Origin of the sequence: Limnohabitans sp., assembly GCF_046052825.1 — a bacterium.
Classification (GTDB): domain Bacteria; phylum Pseudomonadota; class Gammaproteobacteria; order Burkholderiales; family Burkholderiaceae_C; genus Limnohabitans.
The window spans coordinates 1-19,301 of the sequence record NZ_JAVLFP010000041.1 but is presented as its reverse complement, the minus strand read 5'-3'; the positions used below and the strand labels follow the sequence as shown (position 1 = coordinate 19,301).

Annotated in this window: 21 protein-coding genes; 10 read left to right on the top strand and 11 right to left on the bottom strand. The window is 60.5% G+C overall.

The annotated features are described in order from the left end of the window. On the bottom strand, window positions 1–263 hold a 263-nt coding region (locus tag ACKWJN_RS06620; protein ID WP_408595560.1), incomplete at its 3' end, for a hypothetical protein. Between the two features lie 9 nt (window positions 264–272). Continuing rightward, window positions 273–1,055, bottom strand: coding sequence for an IclR family transcriptional regulator (locus ACKWJN_RS06615; RefSeq protein WP_408595559.1), 783 nt, complete (start codon window positions 1,053–1,055; stop codon window positions 273–275). A 125-nt stretch (window positions 1,056–1,180) separates the two neighbouring features. Here ACKWJN_RS06615 and ACKWJN_RS06610 point away from each other — a divergent pair, with 125 nt between their 5' ends. Then, complete coding sequence (locus ACKWJN_RS06610; protein WP_408595558.1) at window positions 1,181–2,188, top strand: fumarylacetoacetate hydrolase family protein; 1,008 nt, start codon at window positions 1,181–1,183, stop codon at window positions 2,186–2,188. Window positions 2,189–2,203: 15 nt separating this feature from the next. Here ACKWJN_RS06610 and ACKWJN_RS06605 read toward each other — a convergent pair whose 3' ends face one another. The 4 genes from ACKWJN_RS06605 to ACKWJN_RS06590 all read right to left on the bottom strand — a co-directional run bounded on the left by ACKWJN_RS06605 (window position 2,204) and on the right by ACKWJN_RS06590 (window position 5,570). Then, window positions 2,204–2,617 carry a VOC family protein gene (locus tag ACKWJN_RS06605; protein WP_408595557.1) on the bottom strand — a complete coding sequence of 138 codons (414 nt, stop codon included), beginning with the start codon at window positions 2,615–2,617 and terminating at the stop codon, window positions 2,204–2,206. 35 nt (window positions 2,618–2,652) lie between these two features. Next, window positions 2,653–3,027, bottom strand: coding sequence for a hypothetical protein (locus tag ACKWJN_RS06600; protein WP_408595556.1), 375 nt, complete (start codon window positions 3,025–3,027; stop codon window positions 2,653–2,655). Between the two features lie 23 nt (window positions 3,028–3,050). Continuing rightward, window positions 3,051–3,407: a TraR/DksA family transcriptional regulator gene (locus ACKWJN_RS06595; RefSeq protein ID WP_408595555.1), complete on the bottom strand. Its 357-nt coding sequence runs from the start codon at window positions 3,405–3,407 to the stop codon at window positions 3,051–3,053. 72 nt (window positions 3,408–3,479) lie between these two features. Continuing rightward, entirely contained in the window at window positions 3,480–5,570 is a 2,091-nt protein-coding gene (locus ACKWJN_RS06590) for a TonB-dependent receptor (RefSeq protein WP_408595554.1), read from the bottom strand. A gap of 96 nt (window positions 5,571–5,666) precedes the next feature. Between ACKWJN_RS06590 and ACKWJN_RS06585 the strand changes: the two genes are divergently transcribed. The 8 genes from ACKWJN_RS06585 (at window position 5,667) to ACKWJN_RS06550 (ending at window position 13,607) form a co-directional block, all read left to right on the top strand. Further along, window positions 5,667–6,395: a c-type cytochrome gene (locus ACKWJN_RS06585; RefSeq protein ID WP_408595553.1), complete on the top strand. Its 729-nt coding sequence runs from the start codon at window positions 5,667–5,669 to the stop codon at window positions 6,393–6,395. Beyond that, window positions 6,392–7,696, top strand: a complete 1,305-nt coding sequence (locus tag ACKWJN_RS06580; protein ID WP_408595552.1) for a c-type cytochrome — start codon at window positions 6,392–6,394, stop codon at window positions 7,694–7,696. The genes ACKWJN_RS06585 and ACKWJN_RS06580 overlap by 4 nt, the downstream gene beginning before the upstream one ends. 59 nt (window positions 7,697–7,755) lie before the next feature. Further along, window positions 7,756–8,109 carry a DUF2946 family protein gene (locus ACKWJN_RS06575; RefSeq protein WP_408595551.1) on the top strand — a complete coding sequence of 118 codons (354 nt, stop codon included), beginning with the start codon at window positions 7,756–7,758 and terminating at the stop codon, window positions 8,107–8,109. Between the two features lie 104 nt (window positions 8,110–8,213). After that, window positions 8,214–10,499: a TonB-dependent receptor gene (locus ACKWJN_RS06570; RefSeq protein WP_408595550.1), complete on the top strand. Its 2,286-nt coding sequence runs from the start codon at window positions 8,214–8,216 to the stop codon at window positions 10,497–10,499. A 10-nt stretch (window positions 10,500–10,509) separates the two neighbouring features. Next, window positions 10,510–11,070, top strand: a complete 561-nt coding sequence (locus ACKWJN_RS06565; protein WP_408595549.1) for a YcnI family protein — start codon at window positions 10,510–10,512, stop codon at window positions 11,068–11,070. Window positions 11,071–11,085: 15 nt separating this feature from the next. Continuing rightward, entirely contained in the window at window positions 11,086–11,574 is a 489-nt protein-coding gene (locus ACKWJN_RS06560) for a copper chaperone PCu(A)C (protein WP_408595548.1), read from the top strand. A gap of 66 nt (window positions 11,575–11,640) precedes the next feature. Continuing rightward, the gene (locus tag ACKWJN_RS06555) at window positions 11,641–12,339 is read left to right on the top strand and encodes a PhaM family polyhydroxyalkanoate granule multifunctional regulatory protein (RefSeq protein WP_408595547.1); all 699 of its coding nucleotides are present in this window, start codon (window positions 11,641–11,643) and stop codon (window positions 12,337–12,339) included. Beyond that, a complete protein-coding gene (locus ACKWJN_RS06550) occupies window positions 12,336–13,607 on the top strand; it encodes an FIST N-terminal domain-containing protein (RefSeq protein WP_408595546.1) in 1,272 nt (423 codons plus the stop codon). Before ACKWJN_RS06555 ends, ACKWJN_RS06550 begins: the two co-directional genes overlap by 4 nt. A 61-nt stretch (window positions 13,608–13,668) precedes the next feature. On the opposite strand, the gene ACKWJN_RS06545 is transcribed toward ACKWJN_RS06550, so the two are convergent. The 5 genes from ACKWJN_RS06545 to ACKWJN_RS06525 all read right to left on the bottom strand — a co-directional run bounded on the left by ACKWJN_RS06545 (window position 13,669) and on the right by ACKWJN_RS06525 (window position 17,943). Next, window positions 13,669–14,931 carry a dicarboxylate/amino acid:cation symporter gene (locus ACKWJN_RS06545; protein WP_408595545.1) on the bottom strand — a complete coding sequence of 421 codons (1,263 nt, stop codon included), beginning with the start codon at window positions 14,929–14,931 and terminating at the stop codon, window positions 13,669–13,671. A gap of 95 nt (window positions 14,932–15,026) precedes the next feature. Beyond that, the gene (tgt, locus tag ACKWJN_RS06540) at window positions 15,027–16,217 is read right to left on the bottom strand and encodes a tRNA guanosine(34) transglycosylase Tgt (protein ID WP_408595544.1); all 1,191 of its coding nucleotides are present in this window, start codon (window positions 16,215–16,217) and stop codon (window positions 15,027–15,029) included. A 10-nt stretch (window positions 16,218–16,227) separates the two neighbouring features. Next, on the bottom strand, window positions 16,228–17,298 hold the full coding sequence (gene queA, locus ACKWJN_RS06535; protein ID WP_408595561.1) for a tRNA preQ1(34) S-adenosylmethionine ribosyltransferase-isomerase QueA: 1,071 nt from the start codon (window positions 17,296–17,298) through the stop codon (window positions 16,228–16,230). A 76-nt stretch (window positions 17,299–17,374) separates the two neighbouring features. After that, on the bottom strand, window positions 17,375–17,683 hold the full coding sequence (locus tag ACKWJN_RS06530) for a type II toxin-antitoxin system RelE/ParE family toxin (RefSeq protein ID WP_408595543.1): 309 nt from the start codon (window positions 17,681–17,683) through the stop codon (window positions 17,375–17,377). Beyond that, on the bottom strand, window positions 17,680–17,943 hold the full coding sequence (locus ACKWJN_RS06525) for a YlcI/YnfO family protein (protein WP_100147466.1): 264 nt from the start codon (window positions 17,941–17,943) through the stop codon (window positions 17,680–17,682). Before ACKWJN_RS06525 ends, ACKWJN_RS06530 begins: the two co-directional genes overlap by 4 nt. Before the next feature lie 76 nt (window positions 17,944–18,019). On the opposite strand from ACKWJN_RS06525, the gene ACKWJN_RS06520 reads away from it, so the two are divergent. After that, window positions 18,020–19,301 (top strand): DEAD/DEAH box helicase (locus ACKWJN_RS06520; protein WP_408595542.1); only part of this gene is annotated, 1,282 nt, incomplete at its 3' end.

Here is a 19,301-nt window from a genome sequence, read left to right as displayed (position 1 = left end):
GCAATGGTGGTGTCCGGTCCTTGGTGGGCCGTCTTGGCGCTTGGCGGTGTGCCAGCGACCGGTTCGACCCTCTGCGCACGGGGCGCTTCAATCTGGCGGGTGATCAAGGTTGGCGCTTTGACGAGGCTGGTTTCTTGAGGCGAAAACCAGACCGCGCTGCTTCCCAGCAACCACAGGTGAACCAGCAGCACGCCGCTCACCAGCGCCAAGGTCTGTGTGAAAGTCAACTTCACTTCGTGGGGATAGGCAGCCTCAAGTGGCATGGCACAGGGTCAGGTGCGGGCAGCACGGTGGCCCAACTCTGCACTGAGTTGTTGTGCTGCCAAAAGCAGCGCTTTGGCCGGCCTGCCGTTCCAAGCTGCATCGAAACTCGAAGTCGGCCCGAGCGACACCACCGCCAGCGCCAAGTGACTGTCCGAGTCAAACACCGGGGCCGCAAAACCTGCCACGCCCGGCAACAAAGCATCGGTCACGCGCGCCAAGCCCTGGTGGCGCACTTCATCCAACATGGCTTGGACCTCTGGGGCGCTCAGCGGAACATCTTGGCGTTTCATTTGTTTCGCACGCGCCAACTCGGCCTTGAGCATGGGGCCCGTCACATCTCGGGGCAAGTAGGCGGCAAAGCAACGCCCGGTCGCCGACGTGAGCAGGGGCATCACATCGCCCAAACGCAACACCGTCATGGCATGCGGCGACTCTTGCCAGTGCACGATGGTGGGGCCTTGGTTGCCCCAGACTGCCAAAGCCACGGTATGACCAATGTCGGCCATCAACGAGGCCATGCGTTCGCGTGCCAGCTTGACAGGGTCTAGGCGGGTGAGCGCGGCCAAGCCCAGTTGCAAGGCCGCAGGCCCCAAGTCGTAGCGGGTGCTGGCGTGGTCTTGGTGCACCAAGCCCAAGCGCTGAAAACTCACCAAATACCGGTGTGCTTTGGCGGCACTCATCCCAGCCGCCAAGGCCAAATCGCGCAGCATCAGCGCACCCTCGGACTGAGCCAGCACCTGGAGCAGCGCAAAACCCACTTCGACCGATTGGATGCCAGCGCGTTCTTTCATGTCTGAGAGTATCTTATAGAATCAGGTTTAAAAATTACGTTTAGTAAAATTTGTTTACTTATGCGTAATTCCTCACTGGGTCTGGCCGCCTCGCTGGCGAAGACCTGCCAACCTGGAGCAACGCCATGAAACTGGCCACCTACAAAGACGGATCACGCGATGGACAATTGGTCGTGGTCTCGCGTGACCTCAGCACCGCGCATTATGCGACGGGCATCGCCAACCGCCTGCAACAGGTGCTGGACGATTGGGGTTTCATGGCCCCGCAACTGCAAGACCTGTACGAGACCTTGAACCAGGGCAAAGCGCGTCATGCGTTTGCCTTTGACCCCAAGATGTGCATGGCGCCTTTGCCACGGGCCTACCAATGGGCTGACGGCTCGGCCTACATCAACCACGTGGCGTTGGTCCGCGCCTCACGCGACGCCTTGGTGCCCGAGAGCTTTTACGCCGACCCTTTGATGTACCAGGGTGGCAGCGATGACTTCATCGGCCCCACCGACGATGTGGTCTGCCCGAGTGCGGCGTTCGGCATTGACTTTGAAGCCGAGTTGGCCGTCATCACGGGCGATGTGCCCATGCAAGCCACACCCGAGCAAGCGCTGGAAGGCATTCGCTTGGTGATGTTGGCCAACGATGTGTCGTTGCGCCATTTGGTTCCCGATGAATTGGCCAAAGGTTTTGGCTTTTTGCAAAGCAAGCCTGCCACGGCGTTCAGCCCAGTCGCGGTGACGCTGGACGAGCTGGGCGACGCCTGGGACGCCGGGCGTTTGCACCTGACCCTGCAGTCCACTTGGAATGGCCGCAAAGTTGGCATGTGCGACGCCGGGCCCGACATGACGTTTCACTTTGGTCAACTGATTGCGCACCTTTGCAAAACCCGCCGTGTGCGGGCCGGCTCGGTCATTGGCAGCGGCACCATCAGCAACCCAGGTGTGGAAGTGAATGGCAAAAAAGACTGGCCCAAGGGCTACAGCTGCATTGCCGAAAAACGCGCCATCGAGACCCTGTTGGACGGCCAGCCCAGCACCGAATACATGCAGTATGGCGACACCATCCGCATCGAGATGAAGGGCAAAGACGGCCAAAGCGTGTTTGGCGCCATTGACCAAAAAATCGCGCCCCTGGTCTGACCTCTCTGCTGCGCCTCAGGCGTTGTAGATCGTGTCCAACGAGGCGAACCCTTTGACCTCGATCGGATTGCCAAACGGGTCGCGAAAAAACATGGTCCATTGTTCGCCCGGCAGACCTTCAAAGCGCAAATGGGGCTCCACCACAAACTGCGTGCCAGCGGCCCGCAGGCGCTCAGCCAAGGTGTTCCAGTCGGGCAAGTTCAGCACCAAGCCAAAGTGCGGCATGGGCACCAAGGTGTCGCCCACATGGCCGGTGTTGGCGGTGGGGAAGGGCTCACCCAAATGCATGGAAATCTGGTGGCCAAAAAAATCGTAGTCCACCCAGGTGTCGGTGCTGCGGCCTTCTTGGCAGCCCAGCACATCGCCGTAGAAACGGCGTGCACGCTCAAGGTCGGTGATGTTGAAGGCGAAGTGAAACAGGCTTTTCATACGCCCAAGAATACCAGCCGACCGTTGCGCTGTGCTCAGGCCAGCGTGGGGTCGACCGTGGTCTGGTCAAACTTCTTGAAGTACTGGCGAGCCAAGGCCACCACTTGGGCGTCACTCGGGTGATCGCTGGCGATGGTGTCGACGATGGTGTGCGCCACCGCGCTGGCGTGGGTTTTGCACCAGTCGCGAAACTCCTCGCGTGCGGAACCCGGGCCGGTGATCAACACCTCGTGCGTGCCGGCCAGCGCTTTGGCCATGTCGCCAAACAGGGCTTGCGTGTCATGCGGCTTGCCTTGGTGCTTGTGGTGCGAACGAGACTTGATGCGTTGCGCTTGCACATGCTCGCGGTCAAACATCAGCACGTGGGCTTCTTGGTGGTCGAGCCAAACGACAGCATGAAAAGTGGTCATCGGTAGTTCTTTCTGTGGGTGATTCAGTGTTCTGCTTTTTCTTGGCAGGGGATACAGCGCGCAGCTTCAGGTGTGGCCTGCAGGCGTGCGGGTGGAATGGCGGCTTGGCAGTCGGTGCATTGCCCAAAAGTGCCGCTCGCAATGCGAGCCAAGGCGCAATCCAAGGCATGGAGCTCGGCGGTTTCGCGCTCATTGAGGGCAAACTCCACATCCCGTTCAGTGGCCACTTGTGCGGGTGCGTCTTCGCTGTGGGCAAAGTGTTCGGCCGCCACATCAGCGCGGCTTTGGACGCCACCACGTTGCTGAGCGATTTGCGCTAAGAGCTCGGTGCGAAGCGTTTCGAGCTCACGTTTGAAGGTGTCGAGATGCGATGCGTCCATGGGAGGCTCCTGTTGAGTGAAGCCCCATCATGCGCCGATCTTTGGCGCATGTTCTTGCGCAAAGTCAACAGACTAAAAACGAATGCGCGTGCTGAGCCTGAAACTGCGTGGCTCGCTGGGGTGGACATGGCTGTCCGTGACGGGGCCAGTCTCATGGGCCACTTGCGAGGCATACAGGTACTGGATGTCGTTGTTTTTGCGGTTCGCCACGTTCAGCACATCCAAAGACACGTCCATGTTGGCGTCCATGCGCCGGGTCAGCCGCAAGTTGCTGCTGATGTTGGCACCAGACAGCACACGGGCGTCAGGGCTCAAGGCGGCCGGGCCAATGTAGCGCAGCCCCCAACTGCCCGACCAAGGCCCAAGCTGGCGCACGGTGGCGGTGAGGTGCGCCACTTTGTGCACAGCATTCGGGATGGCACTGCCCTCAGGGTTGGCGTCGCTGTAGCGCGGTTGTGTCCAAGCCATGCTGGCATCGAGCCAGAAGCTGTCACTGGGAGCCCAGTGGTTGCTCCACTCCAGCCCCTTGCGCTGGCTGGGGCGAGAGGCCTCGGTGGTGCCCGTGTCTCCCAGGTAGACCAGCTCCGAGTCAAAGCGCAAGCGCCACAAAGACACGGCAGTCAGCCAATGCGGCGTGGCCTGCGTGCGCAGCCCCACCTCTTCGCCGCGAGAACTCACCAACCCTGGCACGGGATCGACGGCAGCGCCTGTGCGAGGGTCGACACGGGCGGTGGTGCCGCGCGCGTCGTTGCTGTGAAAGCCGCGTCCGGTGTTGACAAACACCTCGGTCTGCGCCCAAGGGCCCAAGATCAAAGACAGCTTGGGCGACGCTTTGACGCTGCTGCTGACGCCCGAGTTCTCGGCCTGCAAGCGGCCGTCCACATGGGCGGTGTACTGGTCGACGCGCAGGCCCAGCACGGTGCGCACGGTGTCCAGCCAATGGGTGTCGTTTTGGCCATAGATGCCGACCTGTTGTTGCCGCACCAGGTCATCGCGCACGGACAGGGTCAGGCGCCGCTGAGCGCTGTCAAACAGCCCCACGCGGATCAGGTCTTGTCGCATTTGCAGCCCCAAGGTGTTCACCATGGGGTTGGCGCTTTGGGCGTCCATGACCCAGGAGCGGGAGGCCTTGCCGCCATACACCGTGCGTTGGTCGCGTTGGGCAAACTGGTCGCTGTTGCCGTTGGACGCCGTTTGGTAGGTGAAGTTGGAATACAAGTCCAAGTCGTAACGCATGGCGTACCAGCTCAACTGGGTGGCTTCTTGGGCATTGCGGTCGTGCCATTCGCCAGACCAACTGTTGCGCGAGGTGCTGGCGCCGTCGCTTGCGTCTAAGGTGTCAAAGCGACCAAAGGCTTGGCCTTGGTAGCTGCCGGCATCGATCAAGCGTTGAGGCACTTGGTCGGTCGAGGTCCAGCGTGCGTTGTAGAGCATCAAGCTGGTGGACCAGCCGTGTGCGGCAGAGCCGCCACTGAGCGTGAGCAAGGCGTTGCGTTTGCGCAAGCCCTCGGCCACGCGCCAGGGCCCGTCATGGTTGAGCACTTCGACAGCGCCCAGCAGGTGCAAGTCGTCGCCCACTGGGGCAGACCCCGCGCTCAACGCACGCCGATAACCGTATTGGCCCAGTGTGAGATCGGCCAAGGGTTGGGCCAGCCGAGTTCGGTACACAAAATCGGCAGACCCCGCAGACGAAAAATCCCCCTGCTCCGCCAAGTAGGGGCCTTTGCTGTAGTTCACCCGCTGGACCAACTCAGGCAACAAAAAATTCAAATCGCTGTAGCCCTGCCCATGCGCATGGCTGGGCATGTTCACCGGCACGCCATTGACCGAGGTGGCAAAGTCGCTGCCGTGGTCTAAATTGATGCCACGCAAAAAATACTGGTTGGCTTTGCCATCGCCCGAGTGCTGGGTCACCACCATGCCTGGAATCTGTTCGAGCACATCGGCGGGTCGCGCCAGCGCTTGGGCTTGGAGTTGTGCGCCAGCAATCACCCCTTGTGAGGCTGACGTACGGGTGCCCATGGCATCGGGTTGTGCGGTGACTTCCACGTCGGTCAACCACTGCGACGCGCCGAATGTCGGCAACCCTGCATCGGCCCGTGCAGCCCCACCCGCACCCAGCAAGGCGCTGATCAGGCAGGTGTGGGTGAGGGTGTAACGCATGGGGTTGGGCATTGAGGGCAGGCGAGTGCTGGAGATTTTCTGCCATATCCAACACCCACCCAGGGAGGTCAGGCTGACATCTGAAACAATCGCTGGATGAAACTCTTTTTGTTGGCGTGGTTGATGGTGTGTGGGGTGGGGTCAGCGCACAGTTTTGAAAACACCATGGCCGAGCGCACGCGCGCCTGCACCGCTTGCCACGGTGAGCAGGGCCAAGCCGGGCCAGACGGTTATTACCCACGGCTGGCGGGCAAACCTGCTGGTTATCTGAACAACCAATTGCAAAACTTCAAGCAAGGGCGGCGCCACTACGACTTGATGGCGCGTTTGATTGAACCCTTGTCTGACGCCTACCTGCAAGACATGGCGCTGTACTTCTCAGGTTTGAAAGTGCCCTATCCCAAACCGGCCCTGACAGCGGGCAGCGCAACGCCCGCTGTGCTGGCGCGGGGTCAGGCCTTGACCCTGGAGGGAGACGCCAGCCAAGGTTTGCCCGCCTGCGTGGCTTGCCACGGCGACAAACTCACCGGCGTGGCTCCTTTTGTGCCCGGCTTGTTGGGTTTGCCGCTGGACTATTTGAATGGGCAACTGGGGGCCTGGCAGTCGGGGCAACGGCGTGCCCATGCGCCAGACTGCATGGCCCAGGTGGTGCAACGCTTGAGTGCTGACGATGTGATGGCCGTGGCCCACTACTTGGCGCGTTTGGCGCCGCCCAGCGATGCGTCACCCGCGCGGGCTTCGCAAGCTGGGGCGCGTGCCAAGCTCATGGCCGCCAGCGACACCTGGCGCTGCGGCAGTGCGCCCTTGGCAAAGGGGCCGCCATGATGCGCCGTCTGCTGTGGGCCTGCGCGGCCCTCGGGTTGGCCGCCGCCGCGTGGGTGGTGTTTGACAACTATGCCGATGGCGTCGATGTGAACGCACCCAGCACAACACTGGCCAGCCCAGAGCAGGTGAACCAAGGCGCTTACTTGGCGCGGGCGGGCAACTGCATGTCGTGCCACACCGCGCCAGGGCAGGCGCCCTATGCCGGTGGGCGCGCCATTGAAACGCCGTTTGGCACCGTCTACAGCAGCAACCTCACCCCAGACGACGCCACCGGGTTGGGACGTTGGAATGCGCAGCACTTTTGGCGGGCCCTGCACCATGGCCGTTCGTTGGATGGCCATCTGTTGGCGCCGGCATTTCCCTACAACCACACCAGCTTGGTCACGCGGGCGGACGCCGATGCGTTGTGGGCTTACTTCAAAAGCCTCGCCCCGGTCACCCAAGCCCAGCCTGCCGCCGAGCTGCGCTGGCCCTTTGGCACCCAAGCGGCGTTGGCTGTGTGGCGCAGTGTGTATTTCAAACCCGCCATCTGGAAAGAACAGTCACAACACAGTGCCGAGTGGAATCGGGGGGCTTACTTGGTCGAAGGTTTGGGCCACTGCGCCGCTTGCCATGGGCCACGCGACGCGCTGGGTGGCGGCGGGGCCTTGGACGACGTGCAAGGCGGGGTGATCCCAGTGGTCAATTGGTACGCGCCCTCGTTGCTCAGTGATGCAGAGACGCGCTTGGCCCAAACCCCTGTGCAAGACACGGTGCAACTGCTGCAAACCGGGCATGCACCCCATGCGTGGGTCACCGGCCCCATGCGCGAGGTGGTGCAAAACAGCACCCAATACCTCAGCGCCGCAGATGTGACGGCCATGGCCACCTACTTGCAAACCCGTGCACACGACGCCCAGCATGCGTCCAAGCTGAACGCAAGCAACCCAGAGCCAGCACCCAAACCCCGTGCGCCCAGCCAGCGCTCAAGCCAACGCGGCGCGGCTTTGTACGACGACCATTGCGCCGTGTGTCACGGCAAACAAGGCCAAGGCGTGGCGCATGCCTATCCGACCTTGGCGGGCAGTGCGGCGGTGCAAATGGCCCAGACCACCAACCTGGTGCAAGCCGTGATGTATGGCGGCTTCTCGGCCACCACCTCTGCGCAAGCCCAGCCTTTTGGCATGCCGCCGTTTTTGTTGAAGTTGAGCGACCGCGACATGGCCGATGTGTTGACCCACATCCGCACCCAATGGGGCAACGCAGCTGGTGCGCTGACAGAGTTTGATGTGGCGCGTGTGCGAGAAATGCAAAACCGCTGAAATAGCGTTCAGGTTGAACTTGGTAAGGTGGTGAAAGTGACTGGCTAGAATCCGTCGCCATGCAACACTTGCGCCACGCCATCCTCCTCACCCGCTGTGTGCTGGTGTGGTTTGTGTTGTCTGTCGGCGTGGCCGTGGCCTCGCCCATGGTGAGTCCCAAGGCCATGGACTTGGTGTGTACCAGCAGCGGCAGCATGAAGCTGGTGGTGCAGGGCGACGATGACGCCACCACCAGCCACACCCTGGATTGCCCCTTGTGTGCCTCTGTCGTGGCACCGCCGCCTGCGTTCAACACGAGCCTGACCCAACCCTCCCCCCTGGCGCATGCGCTGCTTCCTCTGCAAGCCGCGCACATCGCGTCTGTCACCGCCCCGCCGCTCCCCTCGCGCGGCCCTCCCTCACTTTTCATCTGACCTAAGACGCGGGCCTTGGGCGTTCACGCCCGGGCCTTGTTTGTGGGCTTGATCGTCGCGGTGGCACGCGTCATCAAGCCGTTGAGTGAGCAGGAAAAGTTTCCATGAAAAAAATCAAAACGATTCAGCCCATCGGCCTGTGGCTGGTCGTCATCTGTACCCATGCCTTCGCACAAGATGCGATTCAGTCCATCGAGGTCACCACGCCACGGACTGCAGCCCAAAAATACCAATGGCCCAACACCGTGGAGAGCACCACGGCAGAAAAAATAGCCGAGACGGTCAACATCATCGACTCCCCCGATGCGTTGAAATACATGCCCAGCTTGATGGTCAGAAAGCGGGACTCGGCCGACTTTGGTGGCGCCACGCTGGCCACCCGCATTTGGGGGGTGTCTTACAGTGCCAAAAGCCTCGTCATGGTGGACGGCATGCCGATCTCCAACCAGTTGTTCAACGACAACAACTACGGCCCACCCAAGTGGTTTGTGGTGTCACCCGAGGAAATCGACCGCATTGACGTGATGTACGGCCCATTCTCTGCAGCCTACTCAGGCCAAGCGATGGGGGCTGTGGTGGACATCACCACCAAGCGTCCTACCCAAGCACGCGAGGGCTCGCTCAGCGTGACAGAGGCCTTGCAGACGTTCAGCAACTTTGGAACCCAACAGACCTACAACACCCAACAGGCTGCAGCGTTGCTGGGGGGGCGGCAAGAGGCCTTGTCTTGGCGACTGTTGTTCAATCACCAAGACGCCAACACCCAGCCACGCGCTTTTGCCACCTCCACCAACGGCACGCCCGTGACCCCCTATGCCTATGTGTCCAAAACTGGGGTGGGTGGTCAGTACTACTTGGGCGCCAACGCCATCCTCCACGGTGTGAGCGACAACATCAATGCCAAGTTGAAACTCGACCTCAACCGAGATACCCAACTGAGCCTGAGCTCGGGGGTGTTTTTGGGAGACACCGATGCGTCGGCTCAGTCTTACATGGCCAACGGTTTTTGTGCTTCGGGCGCAGGCCCATGTTCCACCTTGGCCAGTGGCGTCTACGGATACAAACAAGAGCATTGGGTGAACGGCGTTGCGCTCAAGTCGGACACGCGCGGGGCGTGGGACTACGACCTGAACTTGTCCCATGTGCGTTACGTGAAAGACATGCAACGCACCGCTGGCGCGCTCAACAACGACGGCTCAACCGTCAACAACAATGCCTCCTACAAGGGCTCTGTGCGGGACATGTCGGGCACCCACTGGACCAACTTTGACGCCAAAGCGGTGTACCGCCCGGCTCAAGCGCCGGCACATCAGGTGAGTATGGGTTACCACCAAGACGCCTCTCAATTAAATAGCCTCACCAACTCCGTGGCCGATTGGGTCAACAGGGCCGACGGCACGATGACCGCCATGGCCCAGGGAACCAACGAAACCCGTGCCGTTTGGCTTCAAGACGCATACAAAGCGTCAGAGGACGTGCAGTACACCGTCGGGGGACGCTACGAGCGCTGGTCGTCCAACAACGGCGGGGTCTACGCAAGCTCAACGCCAGCACTCAACCAACCCTCGGTTTCCGTCAGCCATTTTTCGCCCAAGTTCTCTGGCCTGATCGGCTTGGCTGACGGCTCTGTCTTGAATCTGTCCGTGGCCAATGCCTATCGCTTCCCCACCGTGGGCGAGCTCTACAACGTCACCACCTGCGCGGCCAGTTGCGGCACCAACCCCTCGGCGCCTGCTTACTCGCCCAACCCTGCCATCATCAAGCCAGAGAACGTCAATGCGTTCGAGGCGGCTTATTCCAAACGCGCTGACAACGTGAGTTACAGAGCCTCGTTCTTTGCCGAGGACGTGCGTGACGCGCTCATCTCGCAATACGGCGCGGTCAACCCGAGCTATCCATCCGCGTTGTACAGCTACTGGATGAATGTCAACAAGGTGCGCTCGCGTGGTGTGGAGTTGAGCAGCGATGTGCACAAATTCATCTTCGACCAACTGGACTTCTTCTCAGCCATCACCCGCGTGGACTCCATCATTGCAACCAATGATGGCCTCACGAGCACAGGCCGTTCGGTGGTGGGCAACAGAACCCCTGGCGTGTCTCCCTTGAGGGTGAATTTTGTCGCCACCTACCGGCCACAGGACAACTTGTCTGTTTCCTTGGGCGGCAGTTACCAGCGCCAGTTTTATTCCGCGATGGACAACAACGACGTGAATGCGAACACCTACCTCGGCTTTTCGGGCTACACCTTGTTGGATGTGAAAGCGCGCTACAAGATCGACAAAAATTGGGTGGCATCGGCGGGCATCGACAACCTCACCAACCGCAACTATTTTCTCTACCACCCCTTTCCTCAGCGCACGTTCGTGGGCAACTTGAAATACAACTTCTAAAAGAACACCTATGAAAAACAAGCCGATGAAAAAATCACGCCAACTGCTGGCAGTGGGGGTGGCACTGGTTGCCACCCTTTGGGGCGCACAAGCCCATGTGGTGTTGTCTGAGCCACAAGCGGTGGCAGGCAGTTACCACAAAGCCACCCTGCGGGTGGGGCATGGCTGCAACGGCAGCGCCACCACGGGCCTGGTCGTGCAAGTGCCCGCCGGTTTTCAAGGGGCCAAGCCCCAACCCAAAGTGGGCTGGACGCTTTCCCTGCGCAAGTCCCTGTTGGCACAGCCCTACAACAGCCATGGCAAAACCATCACCGAGGATGTGGTGGAGTTGCGCTGGCGTGTGGCCAACAAAGAAGCGGCATTGCCCGATGCGCACTTTGACGAGTTCGCTTTCATGGGCCGTTTGCCAGACCAGGCCGGGCCTTTGTGGGTCAAGGTCTTGCAGACCTGTGAGAACGGTCAGAATGATTGGTCAGAGATTCCCGTCACTGGCACCTCCACCCGCGGCATGAAGTGGCCAGCGGCTTTGCTGGTTGTCAAAGCCCCAGCTGCACAAGAACATCAACACTAAACCTCAGGAGTTTGCATGAAGCTTTCTAAACACCTCATCGCCGCCGCACTCATCACCGCGTGTGCCGGCAGTGCCTTCGCACAAAACGTCACGGTCACCGAGGCTTGGGCCCGTGCCACCGTGCCCGGTCAAAAAGCCACCGGTGCTTTCATGAAGCTCACCGCCAAAGACAGCGTCAAGTTGGTGGGCGTGAGCAGCCCTGCTGCCGGCGTGGCCGAGATCCATGAAATGAAGATGGACAAAGATGTGATGAAGATGGCCGCCTTGCCCCAAGGCTTGGACTTGCCCGCGGGCAAAGCGGTGGAGCTCAAGCCGGGCAGCTTTCACGTGATGTTGATGGACCTCAAAGCCCCGTTGACCAAAGACAGCAGCGTGCCCCTGACCTTGGTGTTCCAAGATGCCAAAGGCGTCAAAACAAATCTTGAGGTCAAGGTCCCGGTGAACACGCAAATGCCCACAACGGGCCAAAGCATGGGCGCTGGCCACGGCGAACACAAGCACTGACCTGTCAGTTTGGTGTCCGCTGGGGTTTGGTTTAATCCATGCACACACTTACCCAAGGAGAGACGCATGAGCAACCCCAGTGGTTTTGACTTCACCAAGTTCGTTCCGGGCTTTGATTTTTTGAAAAATCTCACGCCAGGCGGCGGCAGCGGTGCCCATGCTGCGCCGGGCTGGGTGGCTCCTACGCTAGACCCCGAGGAGTTGGACAAGCGCATTCAAGAGCTGAAAACCGTGCACTTTTGGCTCGAACAAAACGCCAAGGCGGTGGGCGCCACCATCCAAGCCTTGGAGGTGCAACGCATGACCTTGGCCACGTTGAAGGGCATGAACATGAGCTTCCAAGACTTGGCCGAGTCACTCAAGGTCAAGCCCCAAGAGGAGGCCAAGCCTGAGCCCAAGTACACATTCACGCCCCCTGAGCCTGAGCCAGAGCCACAGGCCGAGGCCCCCGCGCCCAGCGACCAGCCCAAGGCCAAGGCCAAGGCCACCCAGGCAGGCAAAAACAAGGCCCCCAAAGCCACAGCCGGCGTAGACCCTGCCCATTGGTGGGGCGCATTGACCGACCAGTTCCAACACATCGCCACCCATGCCATGCACGACATGGCGCATCGGGCCAACGCGCACACGCAAGCGCCGGCGACTGCCGCTGCAACGCCAAGCAAGCCGACCAAGCCTGCAGCCAAAAAAACCAGCGCGCCTCGAAGCCGTCCCTCGGCTGCGCGCAAGACAGCCGCTGCCAAGCCCTCTGCCAAGCCCAAGCGATGAAGTTGTTTCCCTACGGCCATGCCACCCACCCGCAATGGCGCATGGCTGCGGGTTTGGTGCTGGCGCAACTGCGCGCCCACATGGCCTTGCCTGAGTACGCCAGTGCGCCACCTCTTGGATTGCTCTACATCACTGACCATTACGCGCCGCACGCCCAGGAGTTGTTGGACTATGTGAGTGCCGAGTTGCCCGAAGTCACCGACTGGGCTGGCACGGTGGGCGTGGGCGTGGCGGCCAACAATGTGGAGTACTTTGACGAACCCGCGCTGAGCGTCATGCTGTGTGACATCTCGCCTGAGCACTACCGCGTGTTCAGTGGTGTGGCGCCGCTGACGCAAGGCGGACAAGGTGGCAGCAGTTTTGTGCCGCACACGGCGCTGTTGCATGCCGACGCCCAAACGCCGGATGTGCCAGATCTCATCGCCGAGTTGGCCCAACGCACCGTGAGTGGCCATGTGTTTGGCGGCTTGGCATCGAGCCGTCAGCAGGTGGTGCAGTTCGCTCGCCGAGGCGACGGCAACATGGCAGGTCAAGGCAAGGCCGCTGGGGTGTTTTCGGGCGGCTTGAGTGGCGTTGCATTCGATGCTGACGTGGCCATGGTGTCCCGTGTGACGCAGGGGTGTGTGCCGATTGGCCCGGTGCACACCATCACGGCGGTCGACCACCATGTGGTGTTGACCTTAGATGACGAGGCGGCACTGGATGTGCTGGTGCGTGACCTGAACATCGACCTCGAGCAACGCCAGCACGCCCTGACCAAAGTGCGCGCCACCTTGGTGGGCTTGACCTCTGCACACGATGCAGCCATCAAGCGCACGGGCGAGTTTGACGATGCGGTGTTGGTGCGCCACATCATCGGCTTGGATCCTGCCCAGCGTGCCGTGGCCGTGGCCCAGCCGGTGGAAGTGGGCATGCGCCTGACGTTTTGCGAACGCAACGTGGCCGCTGCTCGCGCCGACTTGATGCGCATCGGCGCTGAGATTCGTGAAGCACTTGAGCCCGAAGAAATGACGGCTGAGCTGGCTGGTGTTTTGAGCGCCGACACCTTCGCCGCGCCACACCCTGCGCGCCGCATGGCGGGGGCCATTTATGTCAGCTGTGCCGGACGTGGCGGTCCACACTTTGGAGCCCCCAGTGCCGAACTGCACATCGTGCGGCGTGCCTTGGGCGATGTGCCGCTGGTTGGGTTTTTTGCCGGCGGCGAAATTGCCCACCAAAACCTGTATGGCTACACCGGCGTCTTGACCGTGTTCACCACCGAGGTTTGAGGCAACAAAAGCCTAGACCGCTGGGTGGCGATACAGGCCCTTGTGACGCAGTGGGTGCAGCTCAGTGCTGTTCTGGGTTCAAGGCGGTGTGCAGTTGTGCCATGTCCAAGTCGCCGGTCCATTTGGCCACTACCAAAGTGGCTACGCCGTTGCCGACCAAGTTGGTCAAGGCACGTGCTTCGGACATGAAGCGGTCAATGCCCAAAATGAGCGCCAAGCCCGCCACCGGCACACCACCCACCGCTGACAAGGTGGCTGCCAACACAATGAAGCCACTGCCCGTGATGCCCGCAGCGCCTTTGGACGTCAACAGCAAAACGGCCAGCAGCGTAAGTTGTTGCATCAAGGTCATGGGGGTGTCCGTGGCCTGAGCGATGAACACAGCCGCCATGGTCAGGTAAATGGAGGTGCCGTCTAAGTTGAAGGAGTAGCCGGTGGGGATCACCAAGCCCACCACAGATTTACGAGCACCTGCTTTTTCCAGTTTCTCCATCATGCGTGGCAAGACCGATTCAGAGGACGAGGTACCCAGCACGATGAGCAACTCTTCTTTGATGTATTTGACGAACTTCCACACGCTAAAGCCATGCAGCTTGCTGATGATGCCGAGCAACACAAATACAAAAATCAAACAGGTGAAGTAAAAAGTGCCCATCAACTTACCCAGAGAGAACAGTGAGCTGATGCCGTATTTGCCGATGGTGAACGCCATGGCACCAAAAGCACCAATGGGCGCGACTTTCATGATGATGCCCACGATGTCAAACAGCACGTGGGAGATTTTCTCGATCATGTCGAACACCAAGGTGCCGCGCCCTCCGAACTTGTGCAGCGCAAAACCAAACAGAACAGAGAACAACAGCACTTGCAAAATTTCACCTTTGGCGAATGCATCGACCACCGAGGTCGGGATGATGTTGAGCAAGAAGTCCACCGTGCCCTGCATCTTGCCGGGGCCGGTGTAGGCCGCGATGCTTTTGGTGTCGAGGGTGGATGCATCCACGTTCATGCCGACACCGGGCTGCACAAAGTTCACGATCAGCAAGCCGACGATCAAGGCAACTGTACTCACGACTTCAAAGTAAAGCAGTGCAAGCCCCCCTGTTTTGCCGACCTTCTTCATGTCTTCCATGCCAGCAATGCCAACCACCACGGTGCAAAAGATGATGGGGGCGATGATCATCTTGATAAGTTTAATGAACCCATCCCCCAGCGGCTTCATGTCGGCGCCGACCTCTGGGTAAAAGTGACCCAACAAAATGCCCACCGCAACGGCGAACAGCACTTGGGCGTAAAGAGACTTGTAAATGGGCTGTTTGGACATGGTGTGAAATGTAAAAAATAGGGTTGTGAATGCGGTAGAAATTTACCCTCCGATAATGAAAAAGAGTTATAGGGTTTACGCCAACCATTGCTTGTTCATACCCCGCGCGCACGGTCCTGAGCAAAGGTTTGGCGAAACGAGCCAAACTGACCTGCATCCAAGGCCTCACGCATTTCTCGCATCAGGTTCAAGTAGTAGTGCAAGTTGTGGATGGTGGTGAGCATGGGCCCGAGCATTTCGCCGCAACGGTCGAGGTGGTGCAAGTAAGCGCGGCTGAAGCCACCACTCACGCTGCCGTCTGCGCGGGTGTGGCCATGGCAGGTGTAGCAGGTGCAGGTGCTGTCGAGCGGGCCGTGGTCGGCCTTGTGGCGGGCGTTGCGAATTTTCAAATCCCCAAAGCGGGTGAACATCGTGCCGTTGCGGGCGTTGCGGGTGGGCATGACGCAGTCAAACATGTCCACGCCGTCGGCCACGCCTTGCACCAAGTCTTCGGGCGTGCCCACACCCATCAGGTAACGCGGCTTGTGGGCGGGCAGGCGGTGCGGGGTGTGGGCCATGATCTCCAGCATCTGTTCTTTGGGCTCACCCACGCTCACGCCGCCAATGGCATAGCCGGGAAAATTCATCGCCACCAACGCATCGAGTGACTCTTGGCGCAGATCAGGGAACATGCCGCCTTGCACGATGCCAAACAAGGCGTTGGGATTTTCCAGGCGCGCAAATTCATCCTTGCTGCGCACCGCCCAGCGGCGGCTCATCTCCATGGATTTGCGGGCTTCGGCTTGCGTTGTGAGGTGGCCTTTGGTTTCATACGGGGTGCACTCATCGAGCTGCATCACGATGTCGCTGTTGAGGGTGGTTTGAATTTGCATGCTCACCTCGGGCGACATGAACAGCTTGTCGCCGTTCACCGGGGACGCGAACGTCACCCCTTCTTCGGTGATCTTGCGCATGGCACCCAGCGACCACACCTGAAAACCACCGCTGTCGGTCAGGATGGGTTTGTTCCAGCGCTCAAAGCCGTGCAAGCCGCCAAAGCTTTGCATCACGTCCAGACCGGGACGCATCCACAAATGGAAGGTGTTGCCCAAAATGATTTGCGCGCCCATCTCTTCGAGGCTGCGCGGCATCACGCCTTTGACCGTGCCGTAGGTGCCCACGGGCATGAAGATGGGGGTTTGCACCACACCGTGGTTGAGCGTGAGTTGGCCTCGGCGGGCGTGGGTGCCTAGGTAAGACCCGTCGGCAGAAGGGGCGTCGGTGGTGAGGACTTCAAAGTTCAACATGGTGGGGCTTTCAGGAGGGTTTTTTCTCAAGCAGCATGGCGTCGCCGTAGCTGAAAAAACGGTAGCGCTGCGCTATGGCATGGCGGTATAGCGCATGCATGGGGTCAAAGCCAACCAAGGCGCTGACCAGCATCAGCAGCGTGCTTTTGGGCAAATGGAAGTTGGTGATGAGCACGTCCACCACTTGGAACGCAAATCCGGGGGTGATGAAGATCTGTGTGTCACCCTCGGTTTGGCCGCTGAGCGCCCAGCTCTCGAGCGTGCGCACACTGGTCGTGCCCACGGCCACCACCCGCCCGCCACGGGCGCGGCAGTCGGCCAGAGCTTGCAAGGTGGCGGCTGGGATGTTGTACCACTCGCTGTGCATGCGGTGTTCCGCCAGGTTCTCTGTTTTGACCGGCTGGAAGGTGCCCGCCCCCACATGCAGCGTGACGCTGGCGGTGGCGACGCCGCGAGCTGCCAAGCCGTCGAGCACGCCTTGGTCAAAGTGCAGGGCGGCGGTGGGTGCAGCGGCAGCGCCTGGGTGCTTGGCAAACACGGTTTGGTAGCGCGCTTCGTCTTCGGCTTTGTCCGCTTCAGTTTCGTGTTGCGCATCGGCGGTGTTTTGGTGCCGCTCAATGTAGGGCGGCAGCGGCATGTGGCCGTGTTGCTGCATCAGCGTGTGCGGCTCGTCGCTGAACTGGAAGCGAAACAGGGGACCGTGTTCATCGGGCCAACGACCCAGCAGGGTGGCCTGAAAGCCGCCAGCCATGTGCAGCACGGTGCCCACAGGCGGCTTTTTGCTCACTTTCATGTGGGCCACCACCTCGTGGTGGGTGAGCACGCGCTCGACCAGCAGCTCCAGTTTGCCGCCGGTGGGCTTTTCGCCAAACAAGCGGGCTTTCACCACCTGGGTGTCGTTGAAGACCAGCAAGTCGCCGGCACGCAGCAGGCTGGGCAAATCTTTGAAGGTGCGGTCAACGAAGGGGCTGCTGCGGCCATCGAGCAAGCGTGAGGCGCTGCGTTCAGGGGCGGGGTGCTGGGCAATCAGGGCTTCGGGGAGGTGAAAGTCGAAGTCGCTGAGCGTGTAGGTCTGGGGCATGTGCTTGAGGGCCGGACGGGCCCGTTCCAAGTGAAAAGAGCCGTGATTTTGGCACGGCTCTTTGATGCAAGCCGATTCAGTGAAAGTCCTCTTCGCGCTGGTGCCGGATGGCCAACACGGTGACGGTGGTGGCATCGTCAATTTCAAACAAGGCCACATAGCCCGTCGCCCCAAATGAAATGACCAGCTCTCGCAGCCTGGGGCCGTGCGCGCCGTTGGCGGCTTTGCGGCAGGTGAACGGGAACTGTTCTAAGAGTTGGAGGCTGTCTTCGATGGCTTGGCGAGCACGCAAGGCCACATCGAGGTCGAATTGCAGCAAAAAGTCGAACAACCGAAGCAAGTCTTCTTGCGCCTCTTCGGTGAAGCGCAGGGCATAACGCGTCATTTGCGTTTGGCCGTGGCGATGCGTTCGTCGAGTTTGGCCAGCACATCGGAGGCGCTGACATAGCGGTTGGTTTGGCGTGCCGTGTCTGCGGCACGCAGGCCACGCGCAATGAAGTCATCTTCTGCGGCGCGGTGTGCAATGAAACTCTCTAGTGACGACTCCATGAGTTTGGACAAGGTCTCGTTGGGACGCAAAGCGCGCTCCGCGGCTTCGCGCAGCTCAGGTTTAACGCGTAGCGCTGGTAGCGTGGAAGTTTTCAAAGTGACACTCCAAAAAGCGTGTGATGCAATTGTAATGCGTGCGTGCTCGGGCTGCGCGCGGGCACAATCTGGCGCCATGCCACCCGCTTCCAAGTCTGCCGTTGCGCCGCAAGCCAAGACGGCTTCTACCCCTCTTTCCGCACCTCAAAAAGCGTTGCGCAAACTCGGGCTGGACCGCGACATCGATTTGGCTCTGCACCTGCCGTTGCGCTACGAAGACGAGACCCGCTTGGGACGGCTGGCCGACACCCGCGATGGCGACTCGGTGCAAGTGGAAGCCACGGTGGTCTCGTGCGAGATCACTTACAAGCCGCGGCGTCAATTGCTGGTGGTGGTGGACGATGGGTCTGACACCTGCACCTTGCGTTTCTTCAGTTTTTACCCGGTGCAGCAAAAAGCCTTGGCGGTTGGCAACCGTGTGCGTGTGCGCGGGGAGGTGCGAGGCGGGGGCTTCATGGGCCGCACCATGATGCATCCGCACTTCCAAGCCGCAGGCACGCCGTTGCCGCAAGCCTTGACGCCGGTCTATCCCACCTCGGCGGGTTTGGCGCAGGCGTATTTGCGCCGTGCGGTGCACAGTGGCTTGGTGCACGCAGGGCGCAAGGGGGCGTTTTCAGAAACCATTCCTGACCAACACCTGCCCCCGCACAGCTGGGGGCTGGAGGCGTCGCTGCATTTTTTGCATCACCCCGCGCCCAATGTGTCGTTGACGCAACTGGAAGACCGCACGCACCCAGCCTGGCAAAGGCTCAAGGCCGAAGAGTTGCTGGCGCAGCAACTGTCGCAATTGCAGGCCAAGCGCGAGCGCGATGAATTACGGGCACCGGCCTTGACGCTCAAAGCCGGCGGCTTGCAAGAGCGATTGCTGGGGGCGCTGCCCTTTGGGTTGACTGGCGCGCAACGGCGCGTGGGCGAAGAAATTGCCCGCGACTTGATGCGCCAAGTGCCCATGCACCGTTTGTTGCAGGGCGATGTGGGTTCGGGCAAAACGGTCGTGGCGGCCTTGGCCGCTGCGGTGGCCATGGACAGTGGCTGGCAATGCGCCTTGATGGCACCCACAGAAATTTTGGCCGAGCAACACTTTCGCAAACTCATTGGTTGGTTGGAGCCTTTGCTGACCCCGCTTGGCAAACGTGTGGCGTGGTTGACGGGCAGTCAAAAGAAAAAAGAGCGCACCGAAATGCTGGGCCTGATCGCCAGCGGTGAAGCGGCGCTGGTGGTGGGCACGCATGCGGTGATTCAAGAGCTGGTGGTATTCAAGAACTTGGCCTTGGCCATCATCGATGAGCAGCATCGCTTTGGTGTGGCGCAACGTCTGGCATTGCGCGAAAAAATGCAAACCCAGACCCAGACGTTGC

Excerpts from the sequence above, each read along its gene's own strand:
- ACKWJN_RS06530 (WP_408595543.1), bottom strand. The coding sequence starts at position 17,683 with ATGACGCGTTATGCCCTGCGCTTCACCGAAGAGGCGCAAGAAGACTTG.
- ACKWJN_RS06555 (WP_408595547.1), top strand. The coding sequence starts at position 11,641 with ATGAGCAACCCCAGTGGTTTTGACTTCACCAAGTTCGTTCCGGGCTTT.
- ACKWJN_RS06605 (WP_408595557.1), bottom strand. The coding sequence starts at position 2,617 with ATGAAAAGCCTGTTTCACTTCGCCTTCAACATCACCGACCTTGAGCGT.
- ACKWJN_RS06585 (WP_408595553.1), top strand. The coding sequence starts at position 5,667 with ATGAAACTCTTTTTGTTGGCGTGGTTGATGGTGTGTGGGGTGGGGTCA.
- queA (WP_408595561.1), bottom strand. The coding sequence starts at position 17,298 with ATGCCCCAGACCTACACGCTCAGCGACTTCGACTTTCACCTCCCCGAA.
- ACKWJN_RS06545 (WP_408595545.1), bottom strand. The coding sequence starts at position 14,931 with ATGTCCAAACAGCCCATTTACAAGTCTCTTTACGCCCAAGTGCTGTTC.
- ACKWJN_RS06600 (WP_408595556.1), bottom strand. The coding sequence starts at position 3,027 with ATGACCACTTTTCATGCTGTCGTTTGGCTCGACCACCAAGAAGCCCAC.
- ACKWJN_RS06610 (WP_408595558.1), top strand. The coding sequence starts at position 1,181 with ATGAAACTGGCCACCTACAAAGACGGATCACGCGATGGACAATTGGTC.
- ACKWJN_RS06580 (WP_408595552.1), top strand. The coding sequence starts at position 6,392 with ATGATGCGCCGTCTGCTGTGGGCCTGCGCGGCCCTCGGGTTGGCCGCC.
- ACKWJN_RS06565 (WP_408595549.1), top strand. The coding sequence starts at position 10,510 with ATGAAAAACAAGCCGATGAAAAAATCACGCCAACTGCTGGCAGTGGGG.
- ACKWJN_RS06575 (WP_408595551.1), top strand. The coding sequence starts at position 7,756 with ATGCAACACTTGCGCCACGCCATCCTCCTCACCCGCTGTGTGCTGGTG.
- ACKWJN_RS06595 (WP_408595555.1), bottom strand. The coding sequence starts at position 3,407 with ATGGACGCATCGCATCTCGACACCTTCAAACGTGAGCTCGAAACGCTT.
- tgt (WP_408595544.1), bottom strand. The coding sequence starts at position 16,217 with ATGTTGAACTTTGAAGTCCTCACCACCGACGCCCCTTCTGCCGACGGG.
- ACKWJN_RS06570 (WP_408595550.1), top strand. The coding sequence starts at position 8,214 with ATGAAAAAAATCAAAACGATTCAGCCCATCGGCCTGTGGCTGGTCGTC.
- ACKWJN_RS06560 (WP_408595548.1), top strand. The coding sequence starts at position 11,086 with ATGAAGCTTTCTAAACACCTCATCGCCGCCGCACTCATCACCGCGTGT.
- ACKWJN_RS06550 (WP_408595546.1), top strand. The coding sequence starts at position 12,336 with ATGAAGTTGTTTCCCTACGGCCATGCCACCCACCCGCAATGGCGCATG.
- ACKWJN_RS06615 (WP_408595559.1), bottom strand. The coding sequence starts at position 1,055 with ATGAAAGAACGCGCTGGCATCCAATCGGTCGAAGTGGGTTTTGCGCTG.
- ACKWJN_RS06590 (WP_408595554.1), bottom strand. The coding sequence starts at position 5,570 with ATGCGTTACACCCTCACCCACACCTGCCTGATCAGCGCCTTGCTGGGT.